The organism is Marinifaba aquimaris (genome assembly GCF_013328345.1).
Classification (GTDB): Bacteria; Pseudomonadota; Gammaproteobacteria; order Enterobacterales; family Alteromonadaceae; genus Marinifaba; species Marinifaba aquimaris.
The window spans coordinates 1-21,840 of the sequence record NZ_JABULX010000027.1 but is presented as its reverse complement, the minus strand read 5'-3'; the positions used below and the strand labels follow the sequence as shown (position 1 = coordinate 21,840).

22 protein-coding genes are annotated in these 21,840 nt (G+C 39.8%); 10 read left to right on the top strand and 12 right to left on the bottom strand.

Annotated elements, in window-relative coordinates:
• Positions 1-11: 11 nt before the first annotated feature.
• Positions 12-443, bottom strand: a complete 432-nt coding sequence (locus HR060_RS15130; RefSeq protein ID WP_174201133.1) for a CBS domain-containing protein — start codon at positions 441-443, stop codon at positions 12-14.
• 77 nt (positions 444-520) lie between these two features.
• Between HR060_RS15130 and HR060_RS15125 the strand changes: the two genes are divergently transcribed.
• Entirely contained in the window at positions 521-904 is a 384-nt protein-coding gene (locus tag HR060_RS15125) for a DM13 domain-containing protein (RefSeq protein WP_174201132.1), read from the top strand.
• 29 nt (positions 905-933) lie between these two features.
• Here the strand turns inward: HR060_RS15125 and HR060_RS15120 are convergent, their stop codons facing one another.
• The 4 genes from HR060_RS15120 to HR060_RS15105 all read right to left on the bottom strand — a co-directional run bounded on the left by HR060_RS15120 (position 934) and on the right by HR060_RS15105 (position 3,470).
• Positions 934-1,530, bottom strand: coding sequence for a MarC family protein (locus HR060_RS15120; RefSeq protein ID WP_343044252.1), 597 nt, complete (start codon positions 1,528-1,530; stop codon positions 934-936).
• Positions 1,531-1,541: 11 nt separating this feature from the next.
• On the bottom strand, positions 1,542-2,054 hold the full coding sequence (locus HR060_RS15115; protein ID WP_174201131.1) for a YcgN family cysteine cluster protein: 513 nt from the start codon (positions 2,052-2,054) through the stop codon (positions 1,542-1,544).
• An 80-nt stretch (positions 2,055-2,134) separates the two neighbouring features.
• Entirely contained in the window at positions 2,135-3,184 is a 1,050-nt protein-coding gene (locus tag HR060_RS15110; RefSeq protein WP_174201130.1) for a lytic murein transglycosylase, read from the bottom strand.
• Positions 3,177-3,470 carry a YcgL domain-containing protein gene (locus tag HR060_RS15105; RefSeq protein WP_174201129.1) on the bottom strand — a complete coding sequence of 98 codons (294 nt, stop codon included), beginning with the start codon at positions 3,468-3,470 and terminating at the stop codon, positions 3,177-3,179. Before HR060_RS15105 ends, HR060_RS15110 begins: the two co-directional genes overlap by 8 nt.
• A gap of 207 nt (positions 3,471-3,677) precedes the next feature.
• On the opposite strand from HR060_RS15105, the gene minC reads away from it, so the two are divergent.
• The 4 genes from minC (at position 3,678) to HR060_RS15085 (ending at position 6,242) form a co-directional block, all read left to right on the top strand.
• Positions 3,678-4,391 (top strand): septum site-determining protein MinC, encoded by a 714-nt coding sequence (minC, locus tag HR060_RS15100; protein ID WP_174201128.1) that lies wholly within the window; start codon positions 3,678-3,680, stop codon positions 4,389-4,391.
• A gap of 22 nt (positions 4,392-4,413) precedes the next feature.
• Complete coding sequence (gene minD / locus HR060_RS15095; protein WP_174201127.1) at positions 4,414-5,223, top strand: septum site-determining protein MinD; 810 nt, start codon at positions 4,414-4,416, stop codon at positions 5,221-5,223.
• A gap of 1 nt (position 5,224) precedes the next feature.
• Positions 5,225-5,488, top strand: a complete 264-nt coding sequence (gene minE / locus HR060_RS15090; RefSeq protein ID WP_174201126.1) for a cell division topological specificity factor MinE — start codon at positions 5,225-5,227, stop codon at positions 5,486-5,488.
• Positions 5,489-5,558: 70 nt separating this feature from the next.
• Complete coding sequence (locus HR060_RS15085; protein WP_174201125.1) at positions 5,559-6,242, top strand: hypothetical protein; 684 nt, start codon at positions 5,559-5,561, stop codon at positions 6,240-6,242.
• Positions 6,243-6,330: 88 nt separating this feature from the next.
• Here the strand turns inward: HR060_RS15085 and HR060_RS15080 are convergent, their stop codons facing one another.
• Positions 6,331-6,996 (bottom strand): SDR family oxidoreductase, encoded by a 666-nt coding sequence (locus tag HR060_RS15080; protein ID WP_174201124.1) that lies wholly within the window; start codon positions 6,994-6,996, stop codon positions 6,331-6,333.
• Between the two features lie 192 nt (positions 6,997-7,188).
• Here HR060_RS15080 and HR060_RS15075 point away from each other — a divergent pair, with 192 nt between their 5' ends.
• The gene (locus HR060_RS15075) at positions 7,189-10,233 is read left to right on the top strand and encodes a phosphorylase b kinase regulatory subunit alpha/beta (RefSeq protein WP_174201123.1); all 3,045 of its coding nucleotides are present in this window, start codon (positions 7,189-7,191) and stop codon (positions 10,231-10,233) included.
• 75 nt (positions 10,234-10,308) lie between these two features.
• Here the strand turns inward: HR060_RS15075 and trhO are convergent, their stop codons facing one another.
• Positions 10,309-11,232 carry an oxygen-dependent tRNA uridine(34) hydroxylase TrhO gene (gene trhO / locus HR060_RS15070; RefSeq protein ID WP_174201122.1) on the bottom strand — a complete coding sequence of 308 codons (924 nt, stop codon included), beginning with the start codon at positions 11,230-11,232 and terminating at the stop codon, positions 10,309-10,311.
• A gap of 167 nt (positions 11,233-11,399) precedes the next feature.
• Between trhO and HR060_RS15065 the strand changes: the two genes are divergently transcribed.
• Positions 11,400-12,710: a glycosyltransferase gene (locus tag HR060_RS15065; RefSeq protein WP_343044251.1), complete on the top strand. Its 1,311-nt coding sequence runs from the start codon at positions 11,400-11,402 to the stop codon at positions 12,708-12,710.
• 91 nt (positions 12,711-12,801) lie between these two features.
• On the top strand, positions 12,802-13,083 hold the full coding sequence (gene ppnP / locus HR060_RS15060) for a pyrimidine/purine nucleoside phosphorylase (protein ID WP_174201120.1): 282 nt from the start codon (positions 12,802-12,804) through the stop codon (positions 13,081-13,083).
• 36 nt (positions 13,084-13,119) lie between these two features.
• On the opposite strand, the gene HR060_RS15055 is transcribed toward ppnP, so the two are convergent.
• The 4 genes from HR060_RS15055 to HR060_RS15040 all read right to left on the bottom strand — a co-directional run bounded on the left by HR060_RS15055 (position 13,120) and on the right by HR060_RS15040 (position 15,938).
• Complete coding sequence (locus HR060_RS15055) at positions 13,120-13,290, bottom strand: hypothetical protein (RefSeq protein ID WP_174201119.1); 171 nt, start codon at positions 13,288-13,290, stop codon at positions 13,120-13,122.
• Positions 13,291-13,429: 139 nt separating this feature from the next.
• Positions 13,430-14,248, bottom strand: a complete 819-nt coding sequence (locus tag HR060_RS15050; protein ID WP_174201118.1) for a LytR/AlgR family response regulator transcription factor — start codon at positions 14,246-14,248, stop codon at positions 13,430-13,432.
• 35 nt (positions 14,249-14,283) lie between these two features.
• Positions 14,284-15,372, bottom strand: a complete 1,089-nt coding sequence (locus HR060_RS15045; RefSeq protein WP_174201117.1) for a histidine kinase — start codon at positions 15,370-15,372, stop codon at positions 14,284-14,286.
• A gap of 101 nt (positions 15,373-15,473) precedes the next feature.
• A complete protein-coding gene (locus HR060_RS15040; protein WP_174201116.1) occupies positions 15,474-15,938 on the bottom strand; it encodes an Mpo1 family 2-hydroxy fatty acid dioxygenase in 465 nt (154 codons plus the stop codon).
• 125 nt (positions 15,939-16,063) lie between these two features.
• On the opposite strand from HR060_RS15040, the gene HR060_RS15035 reads away from it, so the two are divergent.
• Positions 16,064-17,839: a M61 family metallopeptidase gene (locus HR060_RS15035; RefSeq protein ID WP_174201115.1), complete on the top strand. Its 1,776-nt coding sequence runs from the start codon at positions 16,064-16,066 to the stop codon at positions 17,837-17,839.
• A 236-nt stretch (positions 17,840-18,075) separates the two neighbouring features.
• On the top strand, positions 18,076-19,251 hold the full coding sequence (locus tag HR060_RS15030) for a chorismate mutase (RefSeq protein ID WP_174201114.1): 1,176 nt from the start codon (positions 18,076-18,078) through the stop codon (positions 19,249-19,251).
• Between the two features lie 139 nt (positions 19,252-19,390).
• Here HR060_RS15030 and fusA read toward each other — a convergent pair whose 3' ends face one another.
• Positions 19,391-21,472, bottom strand: a complete 2,082-nt coding sequence (fusA, locus tag HR060_RS15025) for an elongation factor G (RefSeq protein WP_174201113.1) — start codon at positions 21,470-21,472, stop codon at positions 19,391-19,393.
• Between the last annotated feature and the right edge of the window lie 368 nt (positions 21,473-21,840).

Here is a 21,840-nt window from a genome sequence, read left to right as displayed (position 1 = left end):
GATTGTTAATTTTAAACTGCGCCGTGTTGCTTAGCTTTATGGCGCATTTCCATTGCTTTTAATATATCTCGCCAACTGATAATACCTATCGGCTGATTGAGCTCATTAACAACTGGCACACAAGATACGCCCTCATCGTTAAAGATGCTAATCAGTTGATTAATCGAGACCTGTGCGCCAACTACGACCAAATCTCGGTGCATAATTTGATGTACTCGCTTATTTAAGCTGGCTAAATCTCTATTCGTTTCAGCAGCGGTACCTAAATTGGGGCTTAGCGCTTTAAATAAATCTCGGTCTGAAATGACACCAACTAATTCATCGCCGTCGAGTACTAATAAATGATGAAACTTAACGCGATCAAAGATGTGTTTTACCTCAGATAAAAAATCATCCAGCGTCACATATACCAAGCGTTCACTCATTAGATCGGTAATTTTCAAAGCCAAAACCTCAAGTTAATGAAAGATATTTCTCTTGTTCAAGGTCTAAGCATACAAGATTAATCAACAAGAAGAAGATGATGTTTAAAAATATTTTGTGTGCGATTTCAATCGCTTTACTGTCATTTAATGGTTTGGCGGGCGATCGTGTAATTGCCAAGGGAGAATTTAAAGGGATGAGTGGCCACGTTGCCAAAGGCGATGTCACAATCACTAAAGGCGATAATGGCTATACGTTAAAGTTTGCAGATAACTTTTGGTTTGATGGCGCACCTGACCCTAGGCTAGGTTTTGGCCATGCTAAATATTGGCCGAAAACAGAATTTGCTAAGTTGACCCACCTGCGTGGTGAAAAAGAATATCAATTTCCACTATCAAGTGAACTAGAAAATTATCAAACCTTTTGGATCTGGTGTGAAGCGTTTTCAGTGCCTATCGGCCAAGTGAATTTAAAAATTTAACGAAAAAAAGAGGCTAAACGCCTCTTTTTTTATAACTTGAAAAAGCCTTGTATGCCGCTGAAGATAATTTGTGCGCCAATTGCCGATACAAATAACCCGGTGATCTTAGGCAGTATTTTGAGCCCTTGTTTACCCAGTAAATGTTGGACTTTATTGGAGATAAGTAAAATCAAACCAACGCTGACAACTGACGCTAATAATGCCATACACACAATTACGTTGTGCATGACTGAGCTAGGCTCAGCTCCGTAAACCATTAATACACCAATCAAACCAGGGCCAATAGTGATGGGGATGGCTAAAGGTACAATGGCAATATCGTTATCAGTGTTTTTAATGGCTGTTGGTGTATCGTCTTGTCTGATCATATCGATGGCGCTTAAGAACAACACGGTACCCGCACCAATTTTGAAGGCATCTAATGTAATGCCAAATAAATCGAAAATATAAATACCAAATAAGAAAAACAGCATGCCGGTGACAAATACCGCGACACAAATTTTAAATATGATGCGTTTCTTTTCTGCTTTTGATGCGTGTTTGGTCATCGCAATAAAAGCAGACATGACAAAAAACGGCGTCATCATAAAAAAGAGTTTGAGATAGAGAATAATAAATTGATCCACTTGGCACCTGTTTAATCGAGATCGTTTAATGGCCAAGTAACGATGTAATCTTCGAAATCTTCAAAGTCAACACCGTCATCACTTACCACCTTATTTCTAACCGACATACCGGCTAGATGCATTTGTGTTTTTTTGCCTTTATTCAACAAAGGATGCCAGCTAGGTAAGCCTCTTCCCTCTTGTAAACGACGATAACTACAAGATGGTGGCATATAAAAAACATCAGCCAAGTTATCGCGAGTTAATTTGACACATTCAGGCACAAGCTTGACGCGCTTTTCATAACAAGTACAGGCACAATCTTTAGTGTTTAAATACTGACACGCGATATTAGTAAAAACGATTTCTTCACCTTCGTTAAACTCAGTGGTCGTTTCAATTTCATCAACTTCATCGTCAGCGATAAATTTGTGCAGACAACATTTGGCGCAGCCATCACATATGGCTTCCCATTCTGCATCATTCATTTGTGCCAAGCTTTTGTTTAACCAAAACTCAGGCGCTAGCTGGCTGGCTTTTCTCATGCCTTAATTCAACTCATTTTTGGACTGCTAAAACAAAAATAGCGGCAAAAGCCGCTATTCGCTCGTTATTATAACTTAATTTATTTGATTACAGGATAAGCAATTCTGTCAGCTAGATAACCCACTGTCGTTACAAAGTAGTATGAACGATTCCAGTGCATTAATACTTTGTAGTTATCATAGGCTAAATAGGCTCGGCCATCCGGGCCATCTGGGATCATGATGGCAGCCGTCAAATCAACTTTAGGTAAGTTGCGACCATCCATACGACGCAGACCTAACGCTTGCCAATCGGCCAATGAACGCTCAGTTTCGTCCCACTTTTCTAACCAGTGACTGCGATTTCGGGTCTCTTTTGGCACTACATTTTTAAAGTCAAAACCGTCAGGTAATTTAACTTGGCGACCCCAAGTTAAATCGTCATTCCAGCCCACCGTTTTTAAATAATTTGCAGCACTGGCAAAAACATCAGCCTGATTAGACCAAATATCTTTTACACCATCACCGTCATAATCAACCGCATAAGCTTTAAAAGAGGTCGGCATAAATTGCGCTTGGCCCATCGCACCAGCCCAAGAGCCTTTAAAATTATCAATCGAAACGCCTTCGTTTTGTAAAATATCTAACGCTGCCCAAAGTTCTTTTTTGAAAAAAGCTTCACGACGGCCGTCATAAGATAAGGTGACCAGTGAAGAAATAATTGGGTAACGACCTTGGTATTTACCAAAATTAGTTTCAAGACCCCATAAAGAGACGATAAAGCGCGGTTGAACACCGTACTCTTGTCCTATTTTTTCCAATAAATCTTTGTGCTTTTTATAAAGCTCTCGTGCTTTTTTAACTTTCCACTCAGGCACGCGCTTTGGTAAGTAAGTTTCTAATGTCTCGACAAATTCAGGTTGCGTGCGATCGGCTTTTACCACTTTTTTGCGAAATTCAACATTGGCAAAAGCCGAGTTGATAATTTCGTCTTTAAAGCCTTTTTCTTTCGCTTCGAGCTTGAGCGCTTCAACGTAGGCGTCAAACTTTGCTCGCTCTGCTTGTTCGTCTGTTTTAGCCGCACTAAAAGCAGAAAATGAATGTGATAACGCAACAGCAATTAAACCGGTTTTTAACCAAGTTTTAATCATCCTTAAGTAATCCTTGTTGTTTTAATGATTCACGATGCTTTTTCAACATGTCTTCAGGAGGTGGTGGTAACTGCAGGTAAAAGCCTTTTTCCTCGAGTTCTGCTTTCACTTTTTCAAGGTCAGCTAAACCGAGTTTTTTTCTATCAGCTAAATTGATAATGGTCACCAACTCTGGGGTTCCAAATGTTTCCATTAGCGCTTCAGGCACTTTGCTAAAGTCATCTCTTTTTTCAACAAAAAGATATGTATCTTTTTTCTTGTAGCTTTTATATACCGCTGATAACACTGAATGAGCACCTTCTATTTATCTGTTAGTCACCTGAATTTAAGAAAAGTTTCTTTAGGCAACATTTAGTTAACTTTTATGCCAAGCTTTATGCTTGCGCTTACTAGCGGCAAACTATACCATTGGTTGGACAATTATTAGAGTATTTACGCTCAAATTTACAAAATAATAAACATTAGAAAATAACAGGCGCTTTCACCCAATACTATGTCCGAAACAGCCATCGAACTAAAAGGCAGTGGTTTCACACTATCTGTCTTACACATAGCCACAAATGACATAGCTGCTATCACCGCAGCGCTGGATGCCAAAATTAGTCAGGCTCCCAGTTTCTTTGCCATGGCTCCTATCGTTGTTAATCTCGAAAAACTTGCTGAACAAACCATTGATTTTGTTGCACTAAAAGAAGCTTTAGTCGCACTAAACTTGGTTCCTGTAGGTGTGACCGCTGCAACCGATGAACAAAAAGTAGCCGCCAAAGAAGCCGGTTTAGCAGTAATGATAGCGGCGAAACAAACGGCCGCTCCAACGCAAGAAGTCAAAGTTGAGCGCGTTGAAGTCCCAGTCGAAGTCCCTGTTGCCCAATACGTGCCAGCCATGGTTGTTAAAACCAATGTACGCTCTGGGCAACAAATTTACGCAAAAGGTACCGATTTAATTGTTCATGGCGCAGTCAGTAACGGTGGTGAAGTGATCGCAGATGGTAATATTCACATTTACGGTACGCTAAGAGGTAAAGCGGCAGCTGGTGCACAAGGCGATCAAAACGCCCGCATCTATGCGCAAAATATCCAAGCTGAGCTTGTCAGCATCAGTGGTAATTACTGGACAAGTGAGCAGATACAAGAACATCGCTGGCAACAATCAGGTTGCATTCACCTAGACGGTGAACAGTTAACAATTTCTTCTCTTCAAGAGTAAGCTTTCATATAGGAATAATACAATGGCTCGTATAATCGTTGTAACGTCAGGTAAAGGTGGTGTAGGTAAAACCACGTCAAGTGCCGCTATCGGTACCGGATTAGCCCTGCAAGGTAAAAAGACAGTGATCGTCGATTTTGATATCGGCTTACGTAATCTTGATTTAATCATGGGTGTTGAACGCCGCGTTGTTTACGACTTCGTAAATGTCATCAACGGCGAAGCAAACCTCAACCAAGCACTGATTAAAGATAAACGTGTTGATGGTTTATTTATTTTACCGGCCTCTCAAACACGCGATAAAGATGCGCTCACGTTAGATGGTGTAGAAAAAGTATTAGATGAATTAAGCGAACAGTTTGATTACATCATCTGTGATTCTCCTGCGGGTATTGAACAAGGTGCTTTAATGGCACTTTATTTCGCAGATGAAGCCATTGTGGTGACAAACCCTGAAGTATCATCGGTACGTGACTCTGATCGTATCTTAGGTATCTTAGCGTCTAAATCTCGTCGTGCAGAAAAAGGTTTAGACCCTGTCAAAGAAAACTTATTATTAACGCGTTACAACCCTAGTCGTGTTGAACGTGGTGACATGTTAAGTGTTGAAGATGTGAAAGAGATTTTAGCCATTCCTTTATTAGGCGTTATTCCAGAATCTCAAGCCGTTTTAAAAGCCTCTAACTTAGGTGAGCCTGTTGTACTTGATGAGCAAAGTGATGCGGGTCAAGCTTATCTAGATGCAATCTCACGACTTGAAGGTAACGAAGTAGATTTCCGCTTCTTAACAGAGCCTAAAAAAGGCATCTTCAAGCGTATCTTCGGAGGATAAAATGGCAATTTTAGACTTTTTTAGAAGTGATAAGAAAAAAGCAGCATCGGTTGCCAAAGAGCGTTTACAAATCATTGTTGCTCATGAGCGCAGCACATTAAGACACAGTGGTCCAGATTACTTGCCAGATCTTCAACGCGATATTTTGGCAGTTATTCGCAAATATGTAGAAGTGGATCAAGATGCGGTTAACATACAACTTGATAACCGCGGCGATGATTTATCAGTACTTGAACTGAATGTGACATTGCCTGAAGAAAAATAATTTCTTCATCTAAACAGGATATAAAAAAGCGCAGAGTATTCTGCGCTTTTTCTATTTTAAGGAAACAAAAATGAATAAATTGCTTCGCGCTGCTTCTTTATCCGCTTGTGCCCTAATTTCTGCAACGTCTTTACCTGTAATCGCTCAAGATCTCGAGCCAACGCCATCAGAACAAACTGCTTCTGAGCAAATCACATTAATGACGCCAGAGGCAAACGTATTTAGCGGTGGCTTATTTGCTGGATTTACTTTTGGTGGAGATGAATTAGCTGAAGTTGAATTCGATGATGACTATGATGAAGATATCACAGCCGGTGAGCTGCTTTATTTTGGTCTGTCATTAAAAGGCGAAAAACTCTTTGCCACCAACTTAAAAGCCAAAATCAACGTTGGTCATCACTTTGATGGTGCGTTTGCTGATAATGGCGATACAACGTTTTCTCGCAACGTAGTTGAAGGCTTAATTGGTTGGCAATTAACAGAAGAGTTTTCACTTTATGTCGGCGCGACAAAACATTCATCAGTCGAACTGGAATTTGATTTAGATTACTTTTTAGGCACCGATTTTGATACCACCGAGTTTGATGATGCAACTGGAACCGTTATAGAAGGGACATACAGTTTTGGCGACATTGGTGAGCTTGCACTAAGGTTTGTCGATATTGATTATGAAGTTGCCGACAAAGAAGGTTTTATCACTAATAGTGATATTGATGGAAGCCACGTAGGTATTTTGTACCACTATTACTTTTAATGGCCGCTGTCATACTTTCGAAAAAGGCACATTTTTATGTGCCTTTTTTATTTAAATACCACGCCTAGTTAGACTGTTAGCTATTTAACTACCAAGGTAGAACATCGCCATTGGCGTGCCAAAATGTGCCTGAATTATCTGAATTTAATTCACTAATTCGGGCCGTTAAGCCTTCAACAGCTTGCTCTGGCGTAACATCGCCAGCACCGCCAACCATATCGGTTTGCACAAAACCAGGGTGTAAAATAGCTACGCTAATCGATTGCCCAGATAAATCTACCGCGAGCGATTTGCCAGCCGCGTTTAACGCCGCTTTAGACATGCGATAGCCATAATAATGGCCTGAACCATTATCAGAAATTGAACCCATACGACTAGTAATCAGCGCAACTTTACTACCCGTCGTTAAATTATCCAGTAAGGCATGGGTAATTTTTAACGGTGCAATGGCATTGACTTCAATTTGCTTTTGGATTTGAGTAAAGTCCATATCCGCTAGCGTTTCGTTGTGAAAAATACCCGCATTGTTAATTAACAACGAGATTTTTCTATCATCTAATGCAGCGGCAAGGGCAACAACACCCACTTCATTAGTGACATCAATATCTTCAATCACTTCGGCTGTCGTTGCCAGTAATTCTTCACTTGCTCGTCGACAAACAGCAATAACATCTTTGCCTTGTGCTAGGTAGTAACGAGTAAAAGCGAGACCAATTCCGCGATTAGCACCTGTGATGACTACGTATTCAGACATAATGTCTTTCTCCATTTTAGCTAATGCTGTATTAATAAGGTTGAAAAATACCAATACAAGTGCAATCTATCTAATAATTAAAAATTGTAATGAATCTGTATTTAAACCTTTGTTTTTCATGCAGATAATAGAATGTATTACTAAACTCTACTGAATTTGAATTCTCCTAGTTAAATGGTTTTAAAATCACATATGAATAACAGCAAACTGCTTCAATCGCTGTATACAGATATACAAGACATTATTTTATCTCGACAAAACCCAGTAACGGGTTTACTACCTGCCAGTACCGCCATCAACTCTCATGGTGATTACACCGATGCATGGGTAAGAGACAACGTTTATTCCATACTCTCTGTTTGGAGTTTAAGTATGGCTTATAAGCGCCATGGCGATCGCACGAAACAAGATGAGCTTGAGCAAGCAACCATCAAGTTAATGCGCGGCTTATTAAACGCTATGATGCGCCAATCAGATAAAGTCGAAGCATTTAAACACAGCCTCTCGCCAATGGACTGCCTGCATGCTAAGTACGATACCAAAACAGCATTGCCGATTGTCGGTGATGATGAGTGGGGACATTTGCAAATAGACGCAACCTCCATATTCTTACTGATGGTTGCACAAATGAGTGCATCTGGTCTTCGTATTATCAATACCATTGATGAAGTCGATTTTATCCAAAACCTGATTTACTACATTGCTTTTGCTTATCGAATCCCTGATTACGGTATTTGGGAGCGCGGCAATAAAATCAATAATGGTAAAACAGAAATTAATGCCAGTTCCGTGGGCATGGCCAAAGCGGCATTAGAAGCACTTGATGGGTTTAATTTATTTGGTAAAGATGCAACCCCAAGAGCAATCGTACACACGGTACCTGACGGTATCTCGCGAGCGCGTAATACCTTAGCGCGCTTACTGCCAAGGGAATCTGTTTCTAAGGAAGTCGATTCAGCGCTATTAAGCGTGATTGGCTTCCCTGCTTTTGCCGTTGGCGATCAAAAGTTAGTGAAAAAAACACGCGATAAAATCCTTTCTGACCTCGGTGGCGAATACGGTTGTAAGCGCTTTTTATGGGATGGACACCAAACCGTTGTAGAAGATCATCATCGCATTCATTACGAACACGCAGAGCTGGCTAATTTTGCCAATATCGAATCAGAATGGCCGTTGTTTTACACTTATTTGTACATTCAATCTCTGTTTGAGCAAGACACAAGTGCTGCGAAGCAATATCGCGATAAGCTTGAATCTTTGATGATAGAAAAAGACGGAAAAGGCTTACTACCCGAACTTTATTTCGTTACTCAAGAGCATATCGATGCCGAGCGTGAAAACCCTAAATCGCAGCCTCGACAAGCTAATGACAACTTACCATTGGTATGGGCACAAAGCCTTTATTTCACTGGCTTAATGCTAGATGAAGGCCTAGTCGATAGAAACGATCTTGATCCACTGCGCTTGCAAATTAGAGCGAGTTCAAATAAACAGAATCAAGTGGCATTAGTGGTCTTGGCTGAAAATGATTCCGTCAAACGCTTATTGGCTGATAATGGCGTCATAGCTGAATCTTTAAAAGATATTGCCCCGCTTAAAGTGATTTCCGCACCTGAATTAGTGCAAACATATCGACAATTAGGTGCCAATCAAGCCTTAGGGTTAACTGGACGACCAAAACGTCGATTCCAAGGGTTAGCCACTGCACAAACCTACAATATCAATCAACAGCAATACCTGTGCTTATCAAGTTTGCAATACGATGATTATAACTATCGAATGTTTGACGCACACTTAGCCAGTCAAAACTTACTTCGTGAGGTCGGTCATATTGAGAAACATTGGATCAATCGCGAAGTAGCCGTGTTTAATTACATGGTGACGCAACACATGTGTGAAGCCAGCGATACTCAAGTTTTACTCGACACGATTAAATCATTGCAATTGAGAACTGAATTAGCCAATGTTGGCTACGCATCAGCTTCTCTTGCCTACCGTGCATCAAGGCAAGTTGAATTAATCTTGCCTGATTATCAAGTCACTGCCGTTTGCGGTCAGAAAGCCACTGCGACTCATGATAGCTTAACGATAGATTTAAGTCGTTTACCAGCAGAGCTTACTGAACAAGTAAAAGCCTGTATTGATCACGATGAGGCTTGTGTGGCTCAAGTATCTGACTGGCTTAAAAGGTATCAACTCGACACTAGCCTGCAAACATCTGGTGATACAATCAGTTTTGATGACTTATTGGCAGACATTTACCAATATGCATTACATAAAACCTGCTGGTTAACAGCAAGACACATTTTTGCCATTAGAAACTGGGCTCATAAAGACTTAGCCGATGACTTGTCATTGCTGTGTGCTCGTCATTTGTCTTTAGTATTGGGACAAAATGAACCGGTTACATTGGCGGGTGATCACGCTCAGTTAAAACCTAAAGAGTTGACGGCTTTGATCAACCAAACCTGCCCTGAGTACGTTGAGCGAACGCTGATTCAAGAATTATTGGTAAATTTGGGCAATACCATGCGCACCAATACACAAAACTTCTCTGGCTTGCGTTCAATTAAGCTTCATCAGTTATTGGCCTTGTGTGCTGGCAGCGATAGCTTTGATAACGAGGTAATGAATAAACTCGGTAAACTCTCTCCTTTTGAGCTTTATCAAAGCGTTAAAAAGGCACTTGATCACCAACAACAATCATTTGATTTAAATGTTGAATTTAGCTTTAACACAGATGCGCAAAACCCGAGCAACCAAGCTGATGCAATGGCAATTGATTGGAAAGCATGGCGAACGGCAAGAGGGTTAATCACCCGGTTTGATGATGACTTCTTAACGGCTATTTGGCAAAGTTTAGCGCATACCAATCGTTTAGTATTTGCCGATCACCCCCACAGTCATAATGCCCTTGAAAGTGAATTTATAAGAAGCTCAATGACGCCGCGAGAGGAAAGCTTTGCGCACAAACTCGATGAACTAAGTCAAAACCTGCATCCTATTTACTACAAGTCAGCCATGATAGAGGTGTTATATTGCTTTACTCAATATTGTAAAAACACGCCCGATTGCCAGTTTGACCAAGTGGTATTAGGCGATATCTTATCTAAGGCTGCTCAAGCATATACAAATGAGCAAGGTAGAAATACTGAACAAGACACCGCTATTGATTTATTAATCGAGCAACCTAATAGCGTACTCAATCAGTATGTGGTCAAAGTCTTAGCAGGATAAATAAAGCGTTCCATAAATATGAAAAAGGCCTGAATCAACAGGCCTTTTTTAACATCAATTCATTAATTTATTAATTTATTCGCTAATATCTTTAGCATCGCCAATGTGTTGTTTGCCACGTGTTTTAGCAAGCTCTAACTGCTTTTCACGCATCGCAAAACGGGCTTTATCTTCCGCACTGGTTTCATCGAAGCAATGATGACAACTTACACCTTTCTCATATTGCGCAAGCTGTTTTTCTTCTTCTGTAATAGGCATACGACAAGCGTAACATTGATCGTATATACCTTTTTCTAAATCGTGGTTTACTGTCACACGTTGATCAAAAACGAAACAGTCACCTTTCCACATGGTTTCTTCTTTTGGTACTTCTTCTAAGTACTTTAAGATACCGCCTTTTAAGTGGTATACCTCTTCAAAGCCCTGCTCTTTCATATAAGCCGTCGACTTTTCACAGCGAATACCACCGGTACAGAACATGGCCACCTTCTTTTGTTTTTTCGGATCCATGTTTTTAGCAACATAGTCAGGGAATTCACGGAAGGTTTTAGTATTGGGATCAACTGCGTTTTCGAATGTACCAATTTGTACTTCGTAGTCGTTACGCGTATCGATTAACACGACATCGGGATCAGAAATAAGTGCATTCCAGTCTTTAGGCTCAACATAGGTTCCAACCACATTGTTAGGATCAATGCCTTCAACGCCCATAGTCACAATTTCTTTCTTTAGCTTAACTTTAGTGCGATAGAAAGGTTGCTCATCATGAAGTGATTCTTTGTGTTCGATATCCGCTAAACGCGGGTCAGACTTTAACCAAGCTAATACAGCATCAATACCTTCTCTAGGGCCTGAAACTGTACCGTTAATACCTTCGTTTGCCAGTAATAACGTACCTTTTACTTGGTTATCAACCATAACTTGGTGTAGAGGCTCACGTAACTTTTCAAAATCTTCTAAGCGCGTGAACTTATACATTGCAGCGACAATATATTGCATGTGTTTTTTCTCCGATCAGGTGGATCGCAAATCCACTTCATTGATAAAACTTGATTAACATCAAAATTGGCCGCGCATTATACCGAAATTGACAGAAATATCGAATGCTTGGCGTAATTGCGCTAAATCTTCTAAAATGCGCAGCAAAATTGCGGTCGGGGAAAGAAGTGAATCAAGATACAGCAAATAAGAAAGTACTCTTTATCGGTTATGTTTGGCCTGAACCAAAGTCATCTGCTGCAGGTACAAACATCGTATCGCTGATCAAACTTTTTATCGAACAAGGCTACCACGTCACTTTTGCGAGTCCAGCTCAAGAAAGTCCTCATCAATACGATCTAGCTTCACTAAAAATAGACTGCCAACCTATTGCATTAAACTGCGCGTCTTTCGATAAATTTGTTAAAAGTTTAATGCCTGATGTAGTGATATTTGACCGCTTTATGATGGAAGAGCAATTTAGCTGGCGAGTTAAAGCACAGTGCCCAGATGCAATTCGTATTTTAAACAGTGAAGATTTACACTCAGTCAGAAATACACGCCATCAGTGCATCAAAGCAGGTGAAACTTATAGCGCGCATAAATTAAAGCAAAGTGATAACGAGCTAGTACAACGAGAGCTATCAGCCATTTACCGCGCAGATTTAACACTCATCATTTCTCCTGTTGAAATCAAGCTGCTCGAAGAGACCTTTAACATTAACAGCCAATATTTGCAGTATATGCCCTTTATGCTCGACAGCGTGCCAAATGAGGTTAAAGCGCAACAAGCTAACTTCGAAAACAGAACGGGCTTTATCAGCATAGGTAATTTTCGTCATGCGCCAAATTGGGACGCGGTCCTTCAACTCAAACAAACTTATTGGCCTGCGATAAGAAAATATTTTAAAAGCCAAGGTATTGAGCCACCTGCTCTTAATATCTACGGCGCTTATACGCCACCAAAAGCACAACAATTGCATAACCCCAATGAAGGCTTTTACATTCGAGGCTGGGCCGATTGTGCTTTTGATGTGATGCAACAAGCACGTGTATGCCTGGCACCACTTAGATTTGGTGCCGGTATTAAAGGTAAGTTAGCCGATGCCTTTATGTGTGGCACGCCTAATGTAACAACTGAAATTGGTCAGGAAGGTATGCTGGGGTTTGACTCATTGTTAGATTGGCCCGGTTTTATCAGTCACACACCCGAAGCGTTTGCTAAAAACGCATTTGAGCTATACCAAAATGCCGAACTATGGCAACAAAAGCAGTTATCAGGATATCGCGTTGTTGAACAAGTTTTTGATAAACAAACGATCGGTCCTAACTTTGTCGATAAATTGAATCAAATAACGTTGAACTTATCTGAGCATAGAGCAAATAACTTTATTGGTAATTTATTGAGCCTACAAATACATAAAAGTACCCAATACATGGCGCAATGGATAGAAGCAAAAAATAAGTTGGCGGACGAACGAATCAATAAAAAAGAATAGAAACCACCAAAAATAGATATTTATTCTTGTTTTAAGCATAAATATAAGATTTAATGAACAACAGATAAAATAAAAAAGTGAAGGACAAGTTATGTTTGAAGTAAACGAGTACTTTGAAGGAAAAGTAAAATCAATCGGCTTTCAAGGGGAAAAGCTTCCAGCGACAGTAGGCGTTATGGCAGCAGGTGAATATGAATTTGGTACCAGTCAAGATGAAGTCATGACAGTTGTAAGTGGTGCTCTGACTGTGATGTTACCAGGCGCAAGTAAATGGGTTGAATTTAAAGCGGGCGAAAAATTCGAAGTACCAGCAAATAATAAATTCCAATTACGAGTATCGGTTGATACCGCTTACCACTGTACTTACGAATAAATAACTAAAAAATCATCAAGAGCTAAATATTGATATTTAGCTCTTTTTTTTGTCTTTTCTGGTCACTAAATACCAGAAATAGCCCTCAAACAGCACAGCTAAAATAAAGAAAATAGCACCACCTGCTACACCTGCTCTAGCCGAAAATATAATGGCTAAAATCAAGCACACCGCAGACACACTATAGCGCAGTAACGTTTTCATCATGACCTCCCGTATTAACTAAAGATTTAAGCTTATGCCAATTAGTTAATTTAGACAGATTTTTAAGTTGAACAGGCTAATTTGCTAGACAGCAGGTACAAAAAAAGCGCAACACGTGCGCTTTTTAATATTTAGTAGCCAATTATTTGATGGCTTGTTTAATGCGATCGCGGTAACTACGACTCACCTTCAATTCTTTTTCGTTAGAAAGAACAATGTAATAGTCACCATTTTCATGAGTATACAACTTAATTACTTGGTGAATATTAACCATAGCTGAACGGTGAACACGAATGAAGATATTTGGATCGAGTTCAGCTTCCAGCTCTTTCATAGTTTTACGCATAATATGAGTCTGCTCTTTAGTATGCACACACATATAATCACCAGCAGCATCAATCCAAGAAATATCACGACAAGGTACACGCGTAATTTCACCGCCATCTTTGATGGCAAGCACGTCTGAATAACGACGTGCTTTTAACGGCTCACCTGTAGCAAGTTGCTTTAGGATTTCATCACTATTAGTGCCAGTTACTTCAGACATTAAGCGCACTAAATTAGCTTTATGCTTAGCATCTTCTTGTTGGTCGATGTAGCCTTCTACTTTAACCATGGCTTCAGCTAAGCGCTCTTCATCTAAAGGCTTGAGTAAGTAATCTAAAGCATGTACTTCAAACGCTTTAAGCGCGTAGTGATCAAATGCAGTAACAAAAATGACAAGCGGTAACGGAATATCTAAGTCTTCCAAACGCTTTAAAATATCAAAGCCATTTAATTCAGGCATCTGAATGTCTAAAAACACTAAGTCGGGTTCATGCTCTTTGATTGCATCAAGTGCATCTAAACCATTACCACATTCAGCAACTAAATCGATTTGGTCAAACGCACCTAAACGAAGGCTCAAACCTTTTCGGGCAAGCGGTTCATCGTCTACTAATATGGTTTTAATTCTATTCATTACTACTTCCTTTAAAAAATGCCTTTATATTTATTCTAGTTAGCTTCGCTTACCGCTTCGTGCGGAAGTCTAAATTGTACCTTCAAACCACTCGGCTCGTTCGCTTCAATATAAAATGCATGGTTATTGCCATACAAAGACTGTAAACGTTCTCTGATATTCGGTAAACCTACTCCACCTTCGCGAGCAAGCTGACCATTTTGTATATCTGCACCTGGGCCATTATCTGCAATTTCTATCAGTAAATCGCCGCTAAATACTCGGGCTTTTACATCAATTTGACCACCGTCAATCTTCTTAGAAATACCGTATTTTATTGCATTCTCAATTATAGGCTGCAATATCAAACTCGGTACTAAAGCTTGCATACTTATTTCGTCTATATCCCAGTTTACTTTAAGCCTGTCTTCAAACCGGACTTTTTCAATATCTAAGTAAAGTTTCAACGCTTTTACTTCTTGTTCTAACGGCACCCTTTTTATCGGGTCACTTTCAAGTGAATATCGCAAGAAGTCACTTAAACGCGTCACCATTTTATTGGCAGTATTATTTTCTTCAATCAATACCAAGGTTGAAATAGCGTTAAGTGTATTGAACAAAAAGTGTGGATTAAGCTGATAACGTAACATTTTTAATTGCGCTTGATGCGCCATCGTTTTAGCTTGCAGTGCTTTTTGCTTTTCTTGCTGTAACAACTGGTAGTATTTAATACCAAAGTAAAGGCCTGCCCAACACAAAATATTATAGAAAGACCAAGTACCGTTTGAAAAATAATGTATCCAAGAATCAGGTCGGTAACCGTATTTGTATATTTCCCAATAATTGAAGTTTTTAATTACCGCCCACAGTAGGCCTATGACATATGACGATAACATAATCGTCAATGCAATTTTCCATGGCGAACTGTTCCATACCATGCGGTAAACATAGCGAAGAGGGATTGTCAGGATCCAACCTGACCAGGCACTTAAAATAATCACGACCCAGAAAATGTCGCGCATTTCGTATAATAGAGAACCTAAGTAATGGACTAATGCATAACCTGCCCAACCTGTGGTTTGTAAAAACCAGAAAAAGCGGTCTCTATCTTCAACTAGCTTGTGCCATTTATCTGCCCAAGTCACTTATTTGTACTCCAAAACAAAAAATTGAGTAAGTCTTTCATCTTATTGTAATTTTTAACTTCATTCACGGTATTTAAGCTATTTATTATGTAGTTTCACCGTTAATATTTGACATTTAACTTTTTTAATAAGGGTAATATTACCCAGATAGGGCCAATCAGTAGAAATAATAAGTCACGAATAAAAGCAGGCTTCTTCCCTTCAATTTTGTGACCGTAGAACTGGGCTATCCAAGCGATGATAAACGCAACCAACGCATAAACCATCATATTTATTTGATACATCTGAGCTAAGTAAATAAGCAATAAACCAACTGCACATAAAAGCCCCATGCACATGCCAATAATTAATGAATAAAAACAGTACCAACAAAGCACTAACAGCATTACAGGCCATAACACCGACAAAGTAAACGAGCCTAAACTGATACCAATTGTAATCAGATCAAGTAACGCCATAACAGACCAAAAAATAATAGGTACAGCCACATGATGTATCCGTTTATTTGTAGGGTTTTGATGACTCTGACTATATTCGTTTAACCAATTTGTAAGTTGCTGATTCATAATGCACTCATTAATAAACAAAATTAAGATAACTTAAAAAACTAGTTTACCGCTAGCCTATTGAGTTATTGAATAATAGCCCATACTGTATCCGGTAAGTTACAGCAGCAAAATAAGGCTAACATATGTCTATTCAGGCGCCCGTTCACTACCAAATCGCAGCCAATCAATTTAACGGTCATATTTTTGATATCAAAATGACTGTCAGTACTTCGGAACAATCTCATTGTAATGTCTCACTACCAAGTTGGATACCAGGTAGTTATATGATCCGCGATTTTGCTAAAAACATCGTTTCTATTAACGCTTATCAACTTGATGGCCGTGAATTAGCGCTAGAGAAGCTGGACAAACAAACTTGGCGCATTAATAACAACAAGTCAGGCTTTGAATTAACCTATCAGGTGTATGCTTTTGATACGTCAGTCCGAACCGCTTATTTAGACCAATTTAGAGGGTTTATTAATGGAACTAGTGCGTTTATAAAAGTGCCTGAGTTTGAAAACAGCAAACACACTGTAGAAATACTAAAGCCAGATGCTTTACCCCATTGGCAACTCGCTACAGGCCTAACAAGAGAAGACTCAGGGGATATGTTCGATTTTGGCACTTTCAGCGCGCCGAACTACCTTGAACTTATCGATTATCCTTTTGAAATGTCTGATTTCAGTACTGTCCGTTTCGATGTCTACGACATACCACATTATGTTGTCATATCAGGTGTTCATAACGCTGATACAGATAGAATTGCTAAAGACCTCACGCCTATTTGCCAACATCACCTAGACTACTTTGAAAAACCCTACCCTATCGACCAATACCTATTCATGGTTAACGTGGTTGGAGATGGTTTTGGCGGTCTGGAGCATTTAAATTCAACCGCTCTGCTATGTGGGCGCTCTACATTGCCAACAGCACAGGATCCAAGCGATAAAATTAGTGATGAATATCAGACCTTTTTAAGTTTATCGAGCCACGAGTATTTCCACACTTGGAATGTTAAACGTATTCGCCCAGCAGAATTCATCAATCCCAACATAGGTACTGAAACCTATACGCGACAACTCTGGTTTTATGAAGGTATCACCTCTTATATCGATGATTGGTCTTTGAACCAAACAGAGCTAGTTGATGCCAATCAGTATTTGAATGTTATAACTAAAACATTACAACGCTTAGAAAATTGCCAAGGGCGATTTGTTCAAAGTACGGTTGACTCGAGTTTTGATGCTTGGACTAAATTCTATAAACAAGATGAAAATGCTACTAATGCAATTGTCAGCTACTACGTAAAAGGCGCCGTTGCAGCGCTTTGCTTCGATTTACTTTTAAGAAAAGAAACGAACCAAGAAGATAATTTGCAAACGATTATGCGAGACTTTTGGCAAGATTGGGCCAAGGGAGATTATCAGGGTACTCACTATTCAAGTTTCATTGATAAAGTTCAAGCATTGTTAAAACTAGACGTGACAGAGCAATTTAAAGCATGGCTCGAAGGCACTGAAGACATCCCCATTGCGAACTTTCTAGCTGAATTTGGTGTAGAACTAACAAAAGTAGATTTAAAGCCGCGCCAATTAGAATTGGGAATCAATGTTAAGCCAGCCAATTTAGGTATCAACATTATCAACGTTGCTACCAACAGTGCAGCGATGCATGCTGGTTTGAGTGCAAATGATAATCTTATTGCAATCAACCAACAGCAAATAACGACAGCGAACTGGCAAGCTGTATTAGCAAGTGTTGCGCATTTAGAAAAAGTAACAATACACGGCTTCAGACGTGATGAATTATTCACTACCACATTGAATACAAGCTCGTTAAAAGCAAAACAAGAAATTAAACTCAAAATCGTAGACGAAGATAAAGCAAAGCTTTGGTTAAAAAGAGTAAATAAATAGGCTTTGTTCGGTGGCTAGCCTTACTAGCCACCAATGACTAACTGGCTTATACGGTATAAAAAAATATTATGCCCAAAAACGGTATGTTAGCTTGACACTCAGGCCAATTTTTCTAATTATTCTCTTCAAGTAAAAACCTTTCTCAATGCTAAAAAACTGAATAAAAATTCACTTTATTCACAGCATCATAAGAATAAAGTCTTTTATCAAGACTAATAAAGCCAGGGACACCCTTAATGTCAGGTGACTATAAAATTGATTTAATTGCACTTCGCGATGAAATCACAGACTTAGATGAGTCGCTGCTAAAGCTTCTCGCTAGACGCCGTGAGATCAGTATCGAAGTTGCCAAAAGTAAAATACAAGATAGACGTGCCATACGTGATGTAGCACGTGAACAATTGCTAATGCAAAACCTTGTTAAAAAAGGCGAGCCATTGGCACTTGATGAAAACTACATCAATCACATTTACCGGACAATTGTTGAAGACTCAGTCGATCTTCAAATTAAGTATATTGCTGAACATTCGCTGCCAGAACATCACCAAGACAAAGTTAAAGTTGCTTTCTTAGGTGGACAGGGTTCTTACAGCCACATCGCAGCCTGTACTTATTACAAGTCTAAACTTGGCAGTGTTGAAGCCATTGAAGAAGTGGGTTGTCATGGCTTTGATGATATCTTTAAAGCCGTTAAAGCTGAAGAAGCAGACAACGCCATCTTACCATTAGAAAACACCTCTTCTGGTAGTATCAATGAAGTTTATGACCTACTACAAAAGTACGCTGAAGAGATCCACATTGTGGGTGAACAAACAATAGATGTTAAACACAGCTTATTAACCGCAGTAGACTCTGAGCTAGCGAAAATCAAGACCATTTATGCCCACTTTCAACCTGTAGCGCAGTGTTCTGATTTCTTAGCAAGTTTACCTGAAGATGTTCACGTAGAAGCGATGTCGAGTACATCGGCTGCCATGGCAAAAGTTGCTGAATTACAGGATCCAACTGTTGCTGTTATTGGTAGTGAGCAAGGTGCACAGTTTTATGGTTTAACCTCTATTATCAATCAGGTTGCTAATCAAAAAGAAGCAAACACAACACGCTTTGTCGTAATTTCCAAAGAGCGTTTACAAGTACCTCAGCAATCACTAGCTAAAACATCATTAATCATGTCAGTTAACCAAGAGCCAGGCGCACTAGTTAAGCCTCTACTCGCTTTTAGTGAGTACGGTTTAGATTTATGTAAGCTTGAATCTCGCCCTATCAACGGTAAGCCAAAAGAAGAAATGTTCTACATTGATGTTATGGCCAATGCCAATGATCCGCAATATCAAAAAGCGCTTGGTCACATCATTAATGAACGTATGACCAATTATGTTGTGACACTTGGTTGTTACGAAAGAGAAAAGTAACAAACTTAACTCCACATCTAGTAAAAAAGCCTCGAATAATCGAGGCTTTTTTTTACCATATAAAAATTTGAGTCTTTATCTTCAGAAACAAAAAAGCCCCGCAAATAGCGAGGCTTTTATCAAAAACAATAATTAAATATTAGTCTTTGTTTGCTTCTTTAGCAGCAGCGATTACTTCGTCAGCAACGTTTTGTGGACATGCTGAGTAGTGGCTGAATTCCATTGAGAACTGACCACGACCTGAAGTAATAGTACGTAAGTGACCGATATAACCGAACATTTCTGATAATGGTACGTCACCCTTAATGCGAACGCCAGTAGCGCCAGCTTCTTGGTCTTTGATCATACCACGACGACGGTTTAAGTCACCGATTACGTCACCAACGTTGTCTTCTGGAGTGAAAACGTCAACCTTCATGATAGGCTCTAATAATTGAGCACCAGCTTTAGGCATTGATTGACGGAAAGCACCTTTAGCAGCGATTTCGAAAGCAACAGCTGATGAGTCAACTGCGTGGAATGAACCGTCGAATAATTCAACTTCAACGTCTAATGTAGGGAAGCCAGCTAATACACCGCTTTCCATCATACCAGCGAAGCCTTTTTCAACTGCAGGCCAGAATTCTTTAGGTACGTTACCACCAACAACTGTTGAGTTGAAAACGAAACCAGAGTTCGGCTCACCTGGCTTGATGCGGTAGTCGATCTTACCGAACTGACCAGAACCACCAGATTGCTTCTTATGAGTGAATGAATCTTCGATTTCTTGCGTAATCGTTTCACGGTAAGCAACCTGTGGTTGACCTACTTCTAACTCAACGCCGTATGTACGCTTAAGGATATCAACTTTGATATCTAAGTGTAATTCACCCATACCAGATAAGATTGTCTCACCTGAATCTTCGTCTGTTTCAACGCGGAATGAAGGATCTTCTGCAACCATCTTACCGATAGCGATACCCATTTTCTCAGTTGAACCTTTATCTTTAGGCTTAACAGAGATTGAGATTACTGGCTCTGGGAATACCATCGCTTCAAGGATACAAGGGTCTTTAGGATCACATAAAGTGTGACCTGTTTGAACATTCTTCATACCAACAACAGCAATGATATCACCAGCTTGCGCTTCAGTTAATTCGTTGCGGTCATCTGCTTGCATTTCAACCATACGGCCGATACGCTCAGTTTTACCTGTAGCAGAGTTAAGAATAGTATCACCTTTCTTCATACGACCTGAGTAGATACGGATGAATGTAAGTGCACCGAAACGGTCATCCATAATTTTGAATGCTAAAGCACGTAATGGCTCTTCTGCAGAAACTGTAGCAACTTCACCAGTAGGCTCACCTTCTTCATCTGTAAGAGGTTGAGGATCAACTTCTGTTGGAGCTGGTAAGTAATCAACAACAGCATCTAATACTAATTGGATACCTTTGTTCTTGAATGCAGAACCACAGAAAGTTGGGAAGAATAATAACTCACGAGTACCTTTACGGATACAAGCTTTAATTTGCTCTAAAGTAGGTTCTTCACCTTCCATGTAAGCCATTAATAAATCGTCATCAGCTTCTAAAGCTGTTTCGATTAATTGCTCACGGTATTCAGCAGCTTTCTCTACTAAGTCAGCAGGGATATCTTGTACTTCGTAGTTTTCAGGAAGACCTGAATCATCCCAAACAAGAGCTTTTTGGTTTAATACGTCAACAACACCACAGAAGTCATCTTCGATACCGATAGGTAATGTCATAACTAATGGGTTAGCACCAAGTACTTTTTCTACTTGGCCTACAACACGGTAGAAGTCAGCACCCATACGGTCTAACTTGTTTACGAAGATTAAACGAGCAACTTCTGATTCGTTAGCATAACGCCAGTTAGTTTCTGACTGAGGCTCAACACCACCAGAACCACAGAATACACCAACACCGCCGTCTAATACTTTTAATGAACGGTATACTTCAACTGTGAAGTCAACGTGGCCCGGAGTATCAATAACGTTTAAACGGTGATCGTTCCAGAAACAACTTACTGCAGCAGACTGGATTGTGATACCACGCTCAGCTTCCTGTTCCATGAAGTCAGTAGTTGCTTCACCTTCGTGTACCTCACCAGTTTTGTGGATTTGACCAGTAAGTTTAAGGATACGTTCAGTCGTCGTAGTTTTACCCGCATCAACGTGGGCGAAAATACCGATATTTCTGTATTTAGCTAAATCTGCCATTGTTTTGCTCTATTAAAATAATAAGTGAATTAAAAATCCGGCGAAGTATATCACTAGACCCACCAGACATAACAGTAAAAAATCATCTAGTTTTTAGTTATTTTTACCGAAGTTGTTGAAATATGATTACAAATCTCACTTATGGAAAATTTTATCTCCGATAAATGAAAGAAATAAGTCGAGCATTCAGTTTATTGGCTTGGAAAAAAGAAAATACAAAACCTAATTTACCGAAAAAATCAGAATGCAGAAAAGCAAAAAGCCCGTTACTTTCGTAACGGGCTTTTCTTCAATAGGAGTCTGGCAGTGTGCTACTCTCACATGGGACCTCCCACACTACCATCGCCGCTATTAGGTTTCACTTCTGA